Raw genomic sequence first — 14598 nt, 5'->3', positions numbered from 1 at the left:
GGAAGGATCAGGTTTCGCGTTCCAGATCTTCGCGGCGCACCGCATAGTGGTGACCGGTCGAATCGGTCTCCACCACGAAATGCGAAAGATCCTCTTCGGAGGCCTGTTCGAATTCGTCGTGTTTGTGCACCACGGGCGCATCCGCGTCCAGTCGGGTGGCAGGACCAAAGACGAAGCGGAGCCTCTCAGTCAGGCCCATGAAACTGGTGAGGACATGTGCCACTGTTTTCCACCCCCTTCCCGAACATCGGGCGAAAGTGCAGCCGGCTCCGGCAGGAGCCAGTGCCCCCATTTTATGCCCGGGACAGGAAAAAGGCTCCGAAGCATGCGGGAAGGAATTGCTACCGCAGGGAGCGGTCCTCAGGGTTCTTTGGGACCACATAGGTGCTGCCGTCCGCCCTGGTAATGGTCTCCCATTGCTGGGTCTCCGCCTGGCGCTGGGCCAGCAGGCGGCGGTTCTCTTCAGTCATATCGTGCGCCAGCGCAGTGCGGCTGGCGGGGCCGAAGACGGCCCTCAATTTTCCGGTGGCGCGCATGAAGCGCTGGGAGGCGTTGCCCTTGTCCGCGGACCTGTCCCTGCCCATGAAGAGGTTCCTTCCACTCACTGTTGACCTGGTACAAATGTACACTAATGGTTAGTGCCCTAACAATTGGAGGACCAATGACTGCCACAGCGGCAACGGACCCGGAAGAAATGACCGCAGCAAGCGAGGAAGACCTGCTGCTGGAACATCAGCTCTGCTTCGCGCTGACAGTGGCTGCCCGCAGCGTAGTCGGCGCCTACAAGCCCGTACTCGAGAAACTCAACCTCACCCATCCTCAGTACCTGGTAATGCTCTGCCTGTGGGAAGACAGCCCCCGGACCGTGCGGAACATCAGTGAAGCCCTCGCCCAGGAACCGGCCACCATCTCCCCGCTTTTGCGCCGGCTGGAGGCAGCGGAACTGATTACGCGGCACCGTGCGCACGGCAACGAGCGCGCACTGGCGGTCGAACTGACACCCAAAGGCACCGCACTGCGGGAGCAGGCGCTCCAGGTGCCGGGCACCATGATGGAACGGCTGGGGTTGACCCGGGAGCAGGTCACTGAACTTCACGCGTCCATGATGGGACTGATCGCAGCCACCACCCAGTGAGTGATTGCGGCCAAACAGCAACCTGCAGGCCATGGCCAAGCGACTAGAATTGCTGGACGAAGGAGAGGTGGCCTGATGCGGAATTTTCGGATGCTCGCGGCATTCCTGGCAGTTGGCGCCGGACTGATCTCCGGCTGCAGCGGCACTCCTGACAGCGGCACGTCCGGGTCGACAGCCCCTCCCTCGTCCTCGTCCAACTCTTCCTCCCCCACGCCGGGAAGCTCGTCCTCCGGCACCGCCGCTCCCTCCGCCGACACGGAAACCTCTGTGCCCGCTCCCGCCCCCGCCACGTCACGGCCAAGCAATGGACCGGGGCAGGGTAACGCTGAACTTGCCATCACCGTAGTGCCGTCGCCGGGCGCGCCTGACGTCAACTACACCTTGGTCTGTTCCTCAGGCACGCCCGCCGAGGAGAGCAGCCATCCCAACGCCGCTGCCGCCTGCGCTGCACTGAAAGACGATCCGGCCATCGTGGCTCCGGCCGCGCCGGGCACCTCTCAGCCCTGCACCCAGCAGTACGGCGGCCCCCAAACAGCCACCGTCACGGGCGTGGTGGACGGCGTCGCCGTGGATTCGAAGTTTGCGCGGACCAATGGATGCGAGATCAGCGCCTGGGAAGCTGCCAAGGACGTATTGGGCGCATCCGGTGGAGCCTCTTAAGCTCCTGGCGGCGGACAGTGCGCGGATAAGGGAAGAGTCCCACCTGCAGCGCGTCAGCCGCTATGCCGATCCATATCTCGCCCGGCGGTCCGCGGGACAGAAACACCCGGTGGAGGACTTCCTCTTCACCTATTACACGCAAAAGCCCGGCCAGCTGAAGCGTTGGCACCCCGGCGGGGGCGCGGTCCTTACCGGCGACCCCGCAACCGAACGGCTTGGCTGGAAGCATTACCGGACGCTCGACGACGGCGAACTTGCCTCCCTGGGGCTGGCTGCGGGAAGCACCGCGGTCACCTTCGACCGGCGCGCCTTCCTTGCCGACCGCAAGGATGCAGTGGCCTTCGCCGGCATCATCCTCCGCGGCACTGAGGCCAGGCCGGCCCAGTTCGGCTGCTTCGGCCTCCACGAGTGGGCTATGGTCTACCGGCAGGACAAGTTCGAACTCCGCCATGAGTACCTGCAGCTGCGTTTGGGAGCAGCCGGTACGGACAAGGTGGTGGAGGACAACAGGATCCGCTGCACCCACTTCGACGCGTTCCGGTTCTATACCCCGGACGCCATCCCGCTCAACGAGCATTCCCCCAGCCGGGAATCGCAACGGCACATGGAGCAGCCGGGATGCCTGCATGCCAACATGGACCTCTACAAATGGGCATACAAACTGCTGCCGGCGCTGTCCAGCGAATTGGTGATGGACTGCTTTGAGTTGTCGTGGCGGATCAGGGCCATGGATATGCAGGCATCCCCGTACGACCTGGCGGACTGGGGATATCCCGCAATCCCCATCGAGACGACCCACGGCAAGGCCGCCTATGTCGAGCACCAGCGGACGTTCGCAGCGGAGGCGGGGGTCCTGCGCGGAAGGCTGGCCGTGGAACTTGAGGGCATCGCAGCGGGAGCCCCGCGGTGATAGACCTCACCATCAGCATCCGTGACCACCCCGACGCCCCCGAACACGTGTTCCGGCTGGTATCCGAGGACGGCCACCCCATCGCCGGGACCACACTGCCCGAGCCCGCGGGCGCCCTGGCAGCCGTGGAGCGGTTCGGTGAGGACATCTTTTTCCCAAAGCCGGGCCCGCCCAAGCTGTGCACGCAGCAGTACGGGGGCCCGCAGGTTGCTGTGGTCACCGGTACATTCCGTGGCCGCAGCGTCCACGCGACCTTCAGCCGCACCGACGGCTGTGAAATTGCCCGCTGGAAAGCCATGGGCCCCTTGCTGGGCGGGACCGCCACCTAGCTTCCCGCGCACGGACCAACCGGGCGGGAACCACAGCGGCAGGAAACGAAAAAGGTCCCGGGCGGCCTGGCGACCACCCGGGACCTTCCCCCCATGTCTTCCCGGCTACGAGGCGGGTACCGCCTGTGCCAGGCCAAGCTGGGGAGCGCCGGCCGGAGCGGGAGCCGTGCCCGTTCCCACCTGCACGTTCACCCAGGTTTTGATGCCGTTGCTGCCGAGGCTCAGCCGTGAGAGGTAGGACCCCTCGGCAAGGCCCGTCCAGTTCAGCGTCGCGGAGGTGGCGGTTCCGTTCGGCGCCACGATGGGGTTCGGGTTCACTGTCAGGTTGCCCGCATCTCCGGCAAAGGTCACGGCCTGGACGGAGGCAGTGGCTGGCCCGTTGTCCGGGGTGGCATACAGGTTGGCCACCACGTAGTAGGTACCGGGACGGGGTGATTCCAGGTCCAGGAATTCGCTCGCGGATGCCGTTGCCACCTGGGTTGCCGTGAGGCCACCCGCTCCGTTCGGGGCGTAGACCACCATGTCCCAGTCGACGTCGTTCGACTGTGCCTGGATGCCCAGCCGGGCAAACGACGTGCCTGCCGGCACGTTTACCTCGAGCAGGGCATTGTGCGCGTCATTCGTGGGCGCGTACGCGCCCGGGGTCTTGGTGACGGCGGTCTGGCTGAGCGGCGCCAGGCCTTCCACGCCAACGGCGATGGGGTTGTCCGAGCCGGAGACGAGCTCCATGGTGCCGCTGCCGGTGCCCGTGGCCGAGTTGAAGGAGAACGACGGGGCGATCTGGGCGTCAACGGGGCGGATGGCGATTGGCGACGTCACCGTCCGGGGGCCCTTCCAGGTGAGGCTTCCAGTAGTGAATTGCCCCACTGGTGCGCTGGTGTTCCGGATGGTCACGGTCACTTCACGGGTCTGGCCGGCCTTGGCGAAGTTCAGTGCCTTGGGTTCCACATTGACGTTGAAGCCCGGCATGTTCACTTCGGGCCGGTAATTACCCGGCACCAGGGCGGTGATCTTGCGTTTCACCTGGACCTCCCCAACCAGGCTGCCCAGCGCGATGGAGGGCAGGTTGAGGTCGCGGGCAGCGATTGTGCCTGCCTGCGGGGCTCCGGTGTCCACGCCCTGTCCGTTCAGGAAGCCGAGCCAATCCTGGATGCCGGAGTCGTAGACCAGCCCGGGATCGAGGACTCGGGTTGAATCGATATGGCCTGCACCGCCCTGGAAGGGATCCGTGTTGGGAGTGCCGTCGGCCTTAACCAGCGGGTAGGCGGTGGTCATCATGGCGGACTTCACCATGGCGGGGCTCCATTTGGGCTGCTTGCCCAGTACCAGGGCGCCGAAGCCGGCGATGTGCGGGGCCGCCATGGAGGTGCCGGACATGAAGCCAAACTGGGCGCCGTGGTTGCCGATGGTGGAGACACCAGCCAGGACGTTCACACCCGGGGCCGAAATATCCGGCTTGAGCAGGTCACCGCCGGATGCAAGGGTGGGTCCGCGGGATGAGAAGCCCGCGATCTGGGGTGCGGCTGCCGGCGGCAGGCCGGTCAGGTCGCCCTTGACCAGGCTGACAGTCAGCGCCGGGTTGGCTTCCAGCTTGGACTTCAGTTCCAGGCTCTCGGGGGCGTTGACGTGGACCGTGGGAACGACGTGGTTGTCGGCGTCCTCCGAGCTGCTGGTGAGGTTCACCAGGATCATGCCCACGCCGCCCTTGTCCAGGACTTCCTGGCTCTTGGCGGTCCGGTCCACCACGCCGCGGTCGCAGACCACCACCTTGCCGGCCACTTTGGTAGCATCAAGGGTTCCCGGGCCGCAGAGGTTGGGGTTGGCTGCACCGGGCGCGGCGGCAGCGGCAGCCACGACAACGGGCTTGTCCGCCACTTCCGATTTCATGATGGACGCACCGCGGTACAGCGAACCATCGGACACCTTGACCGTTCCCAGCAGGTCGCTGGGGAAGGTGGAAGCAGCCACCGTGGTCAGCCACGGAGAAGCGTGGTTCACGGTGGAAGCGGTGGGGCCGGAGTTGCCAGCGGAGGCAGATACGAAGATGCCGGCGGCGGCAGCGTTCAGGAACGCCAGCGCCACGGGGTCGGTAGTGCTGTTGTTGTTGCCGGATATGGAGTAGTTCAGGACGTCGACGCCGTCCTTGATGGCGGCGTCCACGGCCTCAACGGAAGCGGAGGAATAGCAGCCGCCGGTGTCCGGACTGGTGTCTTCCCAGCAGACCTTGTAGACGGAGACTTTCGCCGCGGGGGCCACGCCGGAGCTCTTTCCGAAGCTGGCTCCGTCGATCACCTGCTCGATGTTGGCGTTGCCGGCTGCCGTGGTGGCGGTGTGCGTGCCGTGGCTGCCAACGTCAACGGGAGAGATCTGCTCTTCCGGTGCTCGGTTTCCCGGGGGCACGTACTGAAGGAAGGAATCAGCGAAATACCGGGCACCTATGACCTTGGAATTGCACAGCGATCCGTCAAAGGATGCCCTGGTGTCCTGGCCCTTTTGGCATTCGCCCTCGAACGTGGTGCCGTCCGCCTTAAGCATGGCAATTTTGCCGTCACCAGTGCGGTAGGGAACACCAACCTGCGGGGTCCCCTGCAGCGGCTTCAGCGGTTCGCCCTGCAGGAAGGGGTTGTCCGGCGCGTAGCCGGAGTCGATGACGCCAACCACTACACCCTTGCCCGCGTTGGCTTCTCCGCCGAACTGCTTGGCCCACGCCCCCTCGGGGCCCGTGAGCTTAAGGAAGTCGTTGGTGGTGTAGTCAGGCTTGTTTTCAACGTCGGGCGCTACCACCAGGACCCGGTTGTCCTTTGACAACGCAGAGGCCTGTGCCGCTGTCAGCTCCGCGGTGAATCCGTTAAGGGCTGCGGTGTACTGCTGGACGGGGGTGACGCCTTGGGACGCTGCAACGTCCCGCTGCTGGTTGCGCAGGTGCGCGTCGTACGCCTTGTAGTTGGGGCTGGCGGCGTCCAGCTTCCTGCCCTGCTGGGGCTTGGTTGCGCCCAGCCCTGCTGCTCCCCCTTCATAGGCTGCGGCAGCCGGGCCGGCGAGTACCACGATGTACCGGCCGTCCTTGAACTGACTGTTCTTTGCGCTGGAGGAAGCATTTCCCGCACCCTGGGCGTCAGGCGCCGCCGAAGCGGGGCCGACGGCCAGCGAGCTCAGGATCAGGGGCAACCCGACGGCCAGCGCGGCCGCCTTCCGGAGTCCCCCAGCCCGCAAAGGGCTCATTCCAGTTGATTTCACGTGCAACCCTTTCACGATGTGCCGCCCAGACTTGGCGGGCGCCGACCGACTGGCACTGCAGCGGAAATTACAGGTTTTGTAATGTGCTGAGACCAGACTGATCACAGAGTACAGAATGAGAGCGCGATATGACATAGGGCACAATGTGGGAAATTTTGCTTGTCATACGAACGGCCGAAAGATAACCAGGTATAGAAAAAGGGCGTCCCGAAGGACGCCCTGTAACGAGCGGAGAATCGCTGCCCGCGCTATTGCCGGGGAGTGCGCACCACATCACTGATCCATTGCCTGGTCTTCTCATCCACCGGCCCGGCTACGCGGGTGTCGCGGGCCAAGCGGTCCGCTTTCACCTTCTGGAACACCATCCGGCCCAGGCCGGCGAACACGGCGGCGGCAACCACCGGCAACAGCACAGACTTCGAATTCTCAGCCATCCAGCAATCCTAGTGAAGGCCTCCCGTCAACTCCAGAACCACTTTTGGAAACCGCCCCCGGCTCCAGGTTTCCGCCGGCCCGGCTGCACGGCCCCCCGGGATACAAAGGGGTGCGCGCGGGCCGGTAGAATGGTAAGGCAAGCTCGCGGAGCGCCCGACCTCATGGTGAACCAACCCAAGGTGACCCTTTGTCCCCGACACACCGGTACGGCGTGAGACGGCACCACTCCGCTGCGCCCTTACCCAAGCTCACGCACAGGAGTTGCCGGATGCCCCGGATCGTTGTTGACGTCATGCCCAAGCCCGAGATTCTGGACCCGCAGGGGAAAGCGATCGTCGGCGCTCTCCCCCGGCTGGGCTTCACCAGCTTCAGCTCTGTCCGCCAGGGCAAGCGTTTCGAACTGACGGTTGACGGCGAGGTGACGGAGGAAATCCTGGCCCAGGCCCGCGACGCCGCCGAAACCCTCCTGTCCAACCCCGTGATCGAGGATGTCGTCAACGTCGAGGTCGTCGAGGCCTGAGATGACTGAACTTCCCCTGATTGGCGAGGCTGTCGCCGTCGCCGCGGAGCCGCGCCTTGCCGGCGCCCGGATCGGCGTCGTTACGTTCCCCGGCACCCTGGACGACCGGGACGCCGCCCGCGCCGTGCGCCTGGCCGGTGCCACCGCCGTCGAACTCTGGCACGGCGACACCGAACTCGGTGACGTGGACGCCGTCGTGATTCCCGGCGGCTTCTCCTACGGCGACTACCTCCGTGCCGGCGCCATTGCCCGCTTCGCACCGCTGATGTCCAAAATCATCGACGCTGCGAATTCTGACGCCAAGCTGCCCGTGCTCGGCATCTGCAACGGCTTCCAGATCCTCACCGAGTCGCACCTGCTGCCCGGTTCGATGATCAAGAACGACCACCTGAAATTCCTCTGCCGGGACCAGGTGCTGCGCGTTGAGAACACCAACACCGCGTGGACGCTGGACTACCAGGCGGGGCAGGAAATCACCATCCCGCTGAAGAACCAGGACGGCCAGTACATCGCGGACGAGAAAACCCTCGACGCCCTTGAGGCCGAGGGCCGCGTCGTGTTCCGCTACGTGGGCTTCAACCCGAACGGGTCCCGCCGGGACATCGCCGGCATCTCCAACGCCGCCGGCAACGTGGTGGGCCTCATGCCGCACCCCGAGCACGCCGTGGAGCCGGGCTTCGGCCCCGAATCCCTCGATGGCATCGGCGGTTCCTGCACCGACGGCCTCGGTTTCTTCACCTCCGTACTGAACAAGATTGTGGGAGGCGACAAGTGACCACCGAAACCACCAAGAAGTTCAACATCGACACCGTCGAGAACGCCGCGAAGACCCCGGACACTGAGCTGCCCTGGGCCGAGCTGGGCCTCAAGCAGAACGAGTTCGACGAGATCGTCAAGGTCCTGGGCCGGCGCCCCACCGGCGCAGAGCTGGCCATGTACTCCGTCATGTGGAGCGAGCACTGCTCCTACAAATCCTCCAAGAACCACCTGCGCCAGTTCGGCCAGAAGGTCACCGAGGAAATGAAGAAGGACATGCTGGTGGGCATCGGCGAAAACGCCGGCGTGACCAACCTGGGGGACGGCTGGGCCGTAACCTTCAAGATCGAATCACACAACTCGCCGTCGTTCGTTGAGCCCTACCAGGGTGCCGCGACCGGCATCGGCGGAATTGTCCGCGACATTATCTCCATGGGCGCCCGGCCCGTGGCCGTCATGGATCCGCTGCGCTTCGGCGCCATCGACCACCCGGACACCGCCCGCGTCATGCACGGCGCAGTGGCGGGCATCGGCGGCTACGGCAACTCCCTGGGCCTGCCCAACATCGGCGGCGAGATGGTGTTCGACTCCGTTTACCAGGGCAACCCGCTGGTCAACGCCCTCGCTGTTGGCGTCATGCGCCACGAGGACATCCGCCTGGCGAACGCCTCCGGCAAGGGCAACAAGGTGGTCCTGTTCGGTGCGCGCACCGGCGGCGACGGCATCGGGGGCGCGTCCGTGCTGGCCTCCGAGTCCTTCGACGACACCAAGCCGTCCAAGCGTCCCGCCGTCCAGGTGGGCGACCCGTTCGCGGAAAAAGTGCTCATCGAGTGCTGCCTGGAGCTGTTCAAGGGCTCCCTGGTTGAAGGCATCCAGGACCTCGGCGCTGCAGGCATCTCCTGCGCCACCTCGGAACTGGCCTCCAACGGCGACGGCGGCATGCAGGTCGAGCTGACCTCCGTCCTCCTGCGCGACCCCACGCTGACCCCGGGCGAGATCCTGATGTCCGAGTCGCAGGAACGCATGATGGCCGTTGTCACCCCCGAGAACGTGGAAGCGTTCGAAGCCGTGATGGACAAGTGGGCCGTGGAGTACTCCTGGCTGGGCGAGGTGACCGACACCGGCCGCCTGATCATCACGTGGGAGGGTGACGTGATTGTCGACGTCGATCCCCGCACCGTGGCGCACGACGGCCCGGTCTACGACCGCCCGTTCGCCCGTCCCGAGTGGCAGGATTCGGTCCAGGCCGACACCTTCACCGGGTCCGTCCAGGACGCCGGACGCCCGGCAGCTCCGGCTGAGCTCGCTGCGGCCGTGACCGAACTCGTGGCCTCGCCGAACATGTGCTCCAAGTCCTGGATCACCAACCAGTACGACCGCTATGTGGGCGGCAACACCTCCATGGCCTTCCCGGACGACGCCGGCGTGGTCCGCGTTGACGAGGAGTCCGGCCTGGGCGTGGCCCTGGCCACCGACGCCAACGGCCGCTACACCTACCTCGACCCGTACCACGGCGCGCAGCTGGCGCTGGCCGAGGCTTACCGCAACGTCGCCACAGCAGGCGCCATCCCCATGGCCGTCAGCGACTGCCTGAACTTCGGCTCTCCCGAGGATCCGGACGTCATGTGGCAGCTGGCTGAGGCCATCCGCGGCCTGTCCGACGCCTGCATGGTGCTGGGCATCCCCGTCACCGGCGGCAACGTCTCGCTGTACAACCAGACGGGCACCACCCCCATCCACCCCTCCCCCGTGGTGGCGGTCCTGGGCAAGCTCGACGACGTCGCGCGCCGCACGCCGTCGGGCTGGCGCGAGGATGGCCAGGCCATCTACATGCTGGGCACCACGAGTGCCGAGCTGGACGGCTCCGAGTGGGCCAACATGCGCGGGCACCTCGGGGGGCAGCCGCCGAAGGTAGACCTTGAGGCCGAGCGCTCACTGGGTGAGATCCTGATCAACGCTTCCCGCGACGGCATGATCGACTCCGCGCATGACCTCTCCGAGGGCGGCCTCGCGGCTGCGCTGGTGGAGTCTTCGCTGCGCTACGGCGTGGGCGCCCGGATCGCGTTGCAGGACATCATGGACCGGGACGGCGTGGACCTGTTCACGGCGCTCTTCTCCGAGTCCCAGGGCCGTGCCATTGTGGGCGTCCCGCGGTCCGAGGAAGTCCGCTTCACGGACATGTGCACCGCCCGCGGTTTCGCCCACACCCGCATCGGCGTGGTGGACGCGGCCAGCGGCAAGCTGGAGATCAACGGCGTGGAGGGCCTCTCCCTTGACGCCCTCCGCGAAGCCCACGAGGGGACGCTGCCGAAGTACTTCGGCTGATTTAGCCCTCATCGATTGCTCCGTACTTGTCGTTTTGAACCCTCAGAACGACAAGTACGGAGCACTCGTTTTTAAGCACCCCTCCGCCAGCCGGCCTGCGCCAGGGCTACGAGGACTTTGGCGGCGGCGGGCTTGGCGTCGTTGAGCATATGGCGCTTTGAAATCCTGACCTCGGTCCACCCCAGGGCGGCGTAGCGCTCTGAGCGGTGGATGTCCCGGACAGTCTGCCCCTCTTCGCCATGATGTTCGCCCTCATATTCGATGCCAATCCGGTACTTCCGGTAAGAGAGGTCAGGCTCATGATGCCTGCTGCCGTCGTCTGCAACGATCGGAACGTTCAGCTCGGGTTCGGGCAGCCCCGCTCGGACGATAGCGAGCCGCAACATCGTTTCCTGCGGTGAATCCGACCCGACCCGGATAAGCTCCAGGGCCTCCTTCGCCTTCCGGAGCCCCCGCTTTCCCCGGTGCCTGTCAATCATCCGCTGCAGGTCCCTAATGGTGCACAGCGGCATATCCCGGCCTTCCAACTCGGGTCTGGGCACGCGCACGCAACTGTCCCCCATCGCCACGATTTCGTCGATTGACAGCAGCTCAGCCATGTCGAGCCAGGTCCGCTCCGGCGTCGTCACCGGAAGGCCTTCAATCGTGGTGACCTCGTCCTCGTACAGCTTCATCCGGTGGACGATGACGTGGGGCCTCTCCAGGTGGGCTGCGCCTTCCGGCCGGATGAGGTGGTATACGTCAAAGGTTTCGTTTTGCCGCCGCTGTGGCAGTGAATGCAGCTCCGCGGCGGTGACATGGGATGCGGCGCAGCGCTCATTGACCTCAATGAAAGGCCGGACCCGCGTGCCCAACGAAAGCTCCGCCGTCGGGCCTTCCATCCTGATACCCCTGCCACGCCGTGTCAGGGAACCGTGCCGCCAGCGGCGTGGGGAGACTCCGGCAGCCGAAGCGTTAACAAGCGTGAAGGGGCGTCCCCGGAGTTCCTCCGGCAGCGGCTGTGGGGTCTTCATCGATCCATGAGAGCAAAATCCTGGCATCCGCGCAGAAGTTATCCACACCCCTCATCGATTGCTCCGTAAATGTCGTTTTGGAGCGTGAAAACGACAAGTACGGAGCAATCGATGGGATCAGTCCTCGCTGTGCAGCTCGCGCTGGCGGACGCTGAGCAGTTCGATCTCCGGCCTCCCCGCCACGAAGCGTTCGACGGCGGCGAGCACCTCCACGAGGTGCGGCCGGTCCGCTGCCACCAGGCCAACGCCGAGCTGCGTGCGCCGGTACTGGCTGTGGTCCCCCACCTCCGCTACGGACACCTCGAAGCGGCGTTTGAGTTCAGCCAGGAGCGGCCGGACCACGGACCGTTTCTCCTTCAGGCTGTGCACGTCACCGAGGAGGATGTCGAACTCACTCCACCCGATCCACATGCTTCATGCTATCGATTGCTCCGTACCTGCCGTTTAGGAGGACCAAAACGACAGCTACGGAGCAATCGATGGCGGGGTTAGATGGTGAGTTCGCCCATGAGGTCCCAGCCCTCGCCCTCCAGCTGGCGGCTGACGATCCGTGGAGTCTCGGCAAGGGCCTGCGGCATATCCGCCATGGCCTTCTGGAAGTGGTCACTGTTCACGTGGTCGCCGGCGGCGTCGTCCTTGAAGGCTTCCACCAGGACGTATTCGTTGGGGTCATCCAGGCTGCGGGACCAGTCGAACCAGAGGTTGCCGGGTTCCTGCCTGGTGGCTTCGGTAAAGTCTGCCACCAGGGCAGGCCAGCGCTCGGACCACTCGGGCTTGACCTTGAACTTGACGACAATAAAGATCACTGGGACTTTCCTTCCGCGGCGAGACTGCGTGCCCCTTCAATGTACCGAGAAGTAACGTAACGCTGCGCCGCACGGGTCACCACGCCACCGGCGGCGTAGAACCAGTTGGCAGGCCTGCTGAAGGCCCGGATCCGCAGCCACACCTCTCCCTGGCTGTTGATCTCCACTTCAAAAGATTCCTCTCCGCGGGCCGGGTGTCCGGGCAGCGTCCCGTAGCCAAAACCCGCCGATTGCGGAACACCGTCCGGCGCCGGCTCATGGACCCACACCACCTGGCAGGGGGCCGGCATGCGGAAGGGCCCGACGCCGAATCCGCTCACCACGTGTGCGCCTGGGACCGCCCTTGGTGAATCGGCGCGGACGCGCAGCCCTGCCCGCCGCTGCAGCTCCCAGCCCAGGATGCCGTCCGCCACGCGCCGGTAGACGTCCAGTCCGGTGCCCAGCCGGGCTTCCTCAAGAACGCGGTCATAACCTTCCGGCGCGCTGCCCTGTTCCGTGCCTCCCACTCCCGGATAGTCCAACCCGGCCGTTGCCCTGTCAGTCATTGCTACCTTCCTTCCCGAGCCGTGCCCACCCGAGTTGTTCCTGCTGCTTGCGGCTCAAGCCTGACACCACCAGGTCGTAGGAGTCCTCCACCATGTCCCGGATCATCCCGTCCGGCAGCGAACCGTCGAGGCGGACACCGTTCCAGTGGGCCTTGTTCATGTGCCACGCGCCGGTAATCGCCGGGTGCACTGCCCGCAACTGCACCGCGAGCGCCGGTTCACACTTCAGGTTCACGTAAAAGTCGTGCTCGTCCATCGATGACAAGGCAAACAGCTTTGCCTCATGGCGGGTGCCGCCGGCAACCGCGGCGCGGACCTTGAAGACCGAGGTTTCCGGTCCAAACGGAAAATCCTCGTAGGCTCCCGGAAACGACAGGCAGATCGTCCGCAGCGCGTTGGGGTCCATGAAGGAAGCCTATAAAGCGGACCTGCACGGTGCTAGTCTGCGAGGATGTCACGTGACCAGGGAGCCATACCTGTTCTGGATCTGAGTTCGGCACGGCAGCCTTATGGGCCCTTCAGCCCGGAGTTCATCGAGCAGCTGCGGCACGCCACCCACGATGTGGGTTTCTTCCAAATCACCGGCTACGGCGGCCGTCCGGGCCAAGCCGAAGAGCTCCTGGACCTGGTGCGGCGCTTCTTCAGCCTGCCGCTTGAGGAGCGGATGAAGCTGGACAACCGGCTGTCGCCGCACTTCCGTGGATACACCCGCATGGGAACGGAAGTGACCCAGGGCCGGGCGGATGCGAGGGAGCAGATCGACTATTCCCCGGAGCGCGGACCGGTGGCGGACTACCCGGAGGACCAGCCGTTCTGGCTGCTGCAGGGGCCCAACCTCTGGCCGGACGAAGCGTTCCCCGAACTCAGGCCTGCCGCCATGGAGTGGGCGGACCTCATGTCAGAGGTAGGGATGGAGCTGCTGCGGGCCATCGCGGTTTCGCTGCAGCTGCCGGAGGACTACTTCGACGAACCCTTCCGGGACACCCCGGCGTGGATGGGCAAGCTGGTGCACTACGTGGGCGGTGTGGTGGAAGCCGCCGGCGACCAGGGCGTCGGATCCCACGCCGATTACGGGTTCGTGACGCTCCTGCTGCAGGACGATGTGGGCGGCCTTGAAGTGCTGCCGCCCGGTACCAGCGAATGGCTGCAGGTGGAGCCCCTACCGGGCGCCCTGGTGGTGAACCTGGGCGAGATGCTGGAAGTGGCCACCGAGGGTTATCTGGCGGCCACCATCCACCGTGTCCAGGCCCCGCCGCCGGGGGTTGACCGCTACTCGGTGCCGTTCTTCTGGTCGCCGCGGCTGGACGCTGTCATCGAGCCGGTCCCCCTGGCGCCTGAGCTGAAAGCGGCTGCCCGCGGCATCACGGACGATCCCGCCAACCCGCTGCTGGCATCGTTCGGCCTGAACATGCTTAAGGGGCGCATGCGTGCGCACCCGGATGTCACCGAACGGCATTATCCTGAATTGCTGAAGCGCCGGGGTTAGGGGAGCGCTAAAGCCCGTACTTCCAGGCGATCTGGGCAGGGCAGACGTTCATCACCACATCGAGGCCGGCCGCCTTGGCGCGCTCCGCCGCCGCCTCATCAATGACGCCCAGCTGCAGCCACACGGCCTTGGCACCGACGGCAATGGCCTGGTCAACCACGCTGCCCACCTTCTGCGAATTCACAAAGCAATCCACGACGTCGATGGGCTGCTTTTCCGCCGGAATGTCGGCCAGGGTGCGGTACCCCGGTTCGCCGTGGACAGCATCGCCGGGCAGGTTGACGGGGATGATGTCCATGCCCAGCCGGTCGCGGATCAACAGCGAAACATCGTAGGCTGAGCGCCACTCATTGGTGGTCAGGCCCACGATGGCCCACCGGCCCTTGGTTCGCATAAGCCGTTCAATGACTGCAGGATCGTTCGTGTGGCCCATGGGATCAG

At 65.3% G+C, this 14598-nt stretch carries 18 protein-coding genes; 8 read left to right on the top strand and 10 right to left on the bottom strand.

The window, feature by feature from the left end; genetic code table 11:
- Positions 1–7: 7 nt before the first annotated feature.
- Together ACR65J_RS13880 and ACR65J_RS13875 are read right to left on the bottom strand one after the other, a co-directional pair.
- Positions 8–223 (bottom strand): hypothetical protein, encoded by a 216-nt coding sequence (locus tag ACR65J_RS13880; RefSeq protein WP_141158228.1) that lies wholly within the window; start codon positions 221–223, stop codon positions 8–10.
- A gap of 118 nt (positions 224–341) precedes the next feature.
- Positions 342–584 carry a hypothetical protein gene (locus ACR65J_RS13875; RefSeq protein ID WP_440169911.1) on the bottom strand — a complete coding sequence of 81 codons (243 nt, stop codon included), beginning with the start codon at positions 582–584 and terminating at the stop codon, positions 342–344.
- Between the two features lie 77 nt (positions 585–661).
- On the opposite strand from ACR65J_RS13875, the gene ACR65J_RS13870 reads away from it, so the two are divergent.
- From ACR65J_RS13870 to ACR65J_RS13855, 4 genes are all read left to right on the top strand, one after another.
- Positions 662–1135, top strand: coding sequence for a MarR family winged helix-turn-helix transcriptional regulator (locus tag ACR65J_RS13870; RefSeq protein WP_440169909.1), 474 nt, complete (start codon positions 662–664; stop codon positions 1133–1135).
- 75 nt (positions 1136–1210) lie between these two features.
- A complete protein-coding gene (locus ACR65J_RS13865; RefSeq protein WP_440169906.1) occupies positions 1211–1795 on the top strand; it encodes an SSI family serine proteinase inhibitor in 585 nt (194 codons plus the stop codon).
- Positions 1728–2705 carry a 3-methyladenine DNA glycosylase gene (locus ACR65J_RS13860; protein WP_440169904.1) on the top strand — a complete coding sequence of 326 codons (978 nt, stop codon included), beginning with the start codon at positions 1728–1730 and terminating at the stop codon, positions 2703–2705. Before ACR65J_RS13865 ends, ACR65J_RS13860 begins: the two co-directional genes overlap by 68 nt.
- Positions 2702–3034: a subtilase-type protease inhibitor gene (locus tag ACR65J_RS13855; RefSeq protein WP_440169902.1), complete on the top strand. Its 333-nt coding sequence runs from the start codon at positions 2702–2704 to the stop codon at positions 3032–3034. Before ACR65J_RS13860 ends, ACR65J_RS13855 begins: the two co-directional genes overlap by 4 nt.
- A 105-nt stretch (positions 3035–3139) precedes the next feature.
- Here the strand turns inward: ACR65J_RS13855 and ACR65J_RS13850 are convergent, their stop codons facing one another.
- Together ACR65J_RS13850 and ACR65J_RS13845 are read right to left on the bottom strand one after the other, a co-directional pair.
- A complete protein-coding gene (locus tag ACR65J_RS13850) occupies positions 3140–6247 on the bottom strand; it encodes a S8 family serine peptidase (protein ID WP_440170138.1) in 3108 nt (1035 codons plus the stop codon).
- A 272-nt stretch (positions 6248–6519) separates the two neighbouring features.
- Positions 6520–6705: a hypothetical protein gene (locus ACR65J_RS13845; protein ID WP_440169900.1), complete on the bottom strand. Its 186-nt coding sequence runs from the start codon at positions 6703–6705 to the stop codon at positions 6520–6522.
- Between the two features lie 269 nt (positions 6706–6974).
- Here ACR65J_RS13845 and purS point away from each other — a divergent pair, with 269 nt between their 5' ends.
- Genes purS through purL form a run of 3 tightly spaced genes read left to right on the top strand, consistent with a single transcriptional unit; the run spans position 6975 to position 10307 of the window.
- The gene (gene purS, locus ACR65J_RS13840) at positions 6975–7226 is read left to right on the top strand and encodes a phosphoribosylformylglycinamidine synthase subunit PurS (RefSeq protein ID WP_015935902.1); all 252 of its coding nucleotides are present in this window, start codon (positions 6975–6977) and stop codon (positions 7224–7226) included.
- 1 nt (position 7227) lies between these two features.
- A complete protein-coding gene (purQ, locus tag ACR65J_RS13835; RefSeq protein WP_440169896.1) occupies positions 7228–8001 on the top strand; it encodes a phosphoribosylformylglycinamidine synthase subunit PurQ in 774 nt (257 codons plus the stop codon).
- Positions 7998–10307, top strand: coding sequence for a phosphoribosylformylglycinamidine synthase subunit PurL (gene purL / locus ACR65J_RS13830; protein ID WP_440169894.1), 2310 nt, complete (start codon positions 7998–8000; stop codon positions 10305–10307). The genes purQ and purL overlap by 4 nt, the downstream gene beginning before the upstream one ends.
- Positions 10308–10378: 71 nt before the next feature.
- Here the strand turns inward: purL and ACR65J_RS13825 are convergent, their stop codons facing one another.
- The 5 genes from ACR65J_RS13825 to ACR65J_RS13805 all read right to left on the bottom strand — a co-directional run bounded on the left by ACR65J_RS13825 (position 10379) and on the right by ACR65J_RS13805 (position 13077).
- Positions 10379–11320 carry a type IV toxin-antitoxin system AbiEi family antitoxin gene (locus tag ACR65J_RS13825; RefSeq protein ID WP_440169892.1) on the bottom strand — a complete coding sequence of 314 codons (942 nt, stop codon included), beginning with the start codon at positions 11318–11320 and terminating at the stop codon, positions 10379–10381.
- A gap of 117 nt (positions 11321–11437) precedes the next feature.
- On the bottom strand, positions 11438–11731 hold the full coding sequence (locus ACR65J_RS13820; RefSeq protein ID WP_440169890.1) for a DUF503 domain-containing protein: 294 nt from the start codon (positions 11729–11731) through the stop codon (positions 11438–11440).
- A gap of 77 nt (positions 11732–11808) precedes the next feature.
- Positions 11809–12126, bottom strand: coding sequence for a putative quinol monooxygenase (locus ACR65J_RS13815; RefSeq protein ID WP_440169887.1), 318 nt, complete (start codon positions 12124–12126; stop codon positions 11809–11811).
- Positions 12123–12671 carry a DUF1990 domain-containing protein gene (locus ACR65J_RS13810; protein WP_440169885.1) on the bottom strand — a complete coding sequence of 183 codons (549 nt, stop codon included), beginning with the start codon at positions 12669–12671 and terminating at the stop codon, positions 12123–12125. Before ACR65J_RS13810 ends, ACR65J_RS13815 begins: the two co-directional genes overlap by 4 nt.
- The gene (locus tag ACR65J_RS13805) at positions 12664–13077 is read right to left on the bottom strand and encodes an MmcQ/YjbR family DNA-binding protein (protein ID WP_440169883.1); all 414 of its coding nucleotides are present in this window, start codon (positions 13075–13077) and stop codon (positions 12664–12666) included. The genes ACR65J_RS13810 and ACR65J_RS13805 overlap by 8 nt, the downstream gene beginning before the upstream one ends.
- Positions 13078–13122: 45 nt before the next feature.
- On the opposite strand from ACR65J_RS13805, the gene ACR65J_RS13800 reads away from it, so the two are divergent.
- Complete coding sequence (locus ACR65J_RS13800; RefSeq protein WP_440169880.1) at positions 13123–14157, top strand: isopenicillin N synthase family dioxygenase; 1035 nt, start codon at positions 13123–13125, stop codon at positions 14155–14157.
- Positions 14158–14164: 7 nt separating this feature from the next.
- On the opposite strand, the gene ACR65J_RS13795 is transcribed toward ACR65J_RS13800, so the two are convergent.
- Complete coding sequence (locus ACR65J_RS13795; protein WP_440169878.1) at positions 14165–14590, bottom strand: CoA-binding protein; 426 nt, start codon at positions 14588–14590, stop codon at positions 14165–14167.
- Positions 14591–14598: the final 8 nt, after the last annotated feature.

The sequence above is a fragment of the Arthrobacter sp. SAFR-044 genome, assembly GCF_059414985.1.
The sequence above is the reverse complement of the archived record's forward strand: the minus strand, read 5'-3'. Positions and strand labels throughout refer to the sequence as shown.

Coding starts and splice junctions, on each gene's coding strand:
- purQ (WP_440169896.1), top strand. CDS start 7,228: ATGACTGAACTTCCCCTGATTGGCGAGGCTGTCGCCGTCGCCGCGGAG.
- ACR65J_RS13845 (WP_440169900.1), bottom strand. CDS start 6,705: ATGGCTGAGAATTCGAAGTCTGTGCTGTTGCCGGTGGTTGCCGCCGCC.
- purS (WP_015935902.1), top strand. CDS start 6,975: ATGCCCCGGATCGTTGTTGACGTCATGCCCAAGCCCGAGATTCTGGAC.
- ACR65J_RS13800 (WP_440169880.1), top strand. CDS start 13,123: ATGTCACGTGACCAGGGAGCCATACCTGTTCTGGATCTGAGTTCGGCA.
- ACR65J_RS13870 (WP_440169909.1), top strand. CDS start 662: ATGACTGCCACAGCGGCAACGGACCCGGAAGAAATGACCGCAGCAAGC.
- ACR65J_RS13825 (WP_440169892.1), bottom strand. CDS start 11,320: ATGAAGACCCCACAGCCGCTGCCGGAGGAACTCCGGGGACGCCCCTTC.
- ACR65J_RS13810 (WP_440169885.1), bottom strand. CDS start 12,671: ATGACTGACAGGGCAACGGCCGGGTTGGACTATCCGGGAGTGGGAGGC.
- ACR65J_RS13805 (WP_440169883.1), bottom strand. CDS start 13,077: ATGGACCCCAACGCGCTGCGGACGATCTGCCTGTCGTTTCCGGGAGCC.
- ACR65J_RS13860 (WP_440169904.1), top strand. CDS start 1,728: ATGGATGCGAGATCAGCGCCTGGGAAGCTGCCAAGGACGTATTGGGCG.
- ACR65J_RS13875 (WP_440169911.1), bottom strand. CDS start 584: ATGGGCAGGGACAGGTCCGCGGACAAGGGCAACGCCTCCCAGCGCTTC.
- ACR65J_RS13865 (WP_440169906.1), top strand. CDS start 1,211: ATGCGGAATTTTCGGATGCTCGCGGCATTCCTGGCAGTTGGCGCCGGA.
- ACR65J_RS13820 (WP_440169890.1), bottom strand. CDS start 11,731: ATGTGGATCGGGTGGAGTGAGTTCGACATCCTCCTCGGTGACGTGCAC.
- ACR65J_RS13795 (WP_440169878.1), bottom strand. CDS start 14,590: ATGGGCCACACGAACGATCCTGCAGTCATTGAACGGCTTATGCGAACC.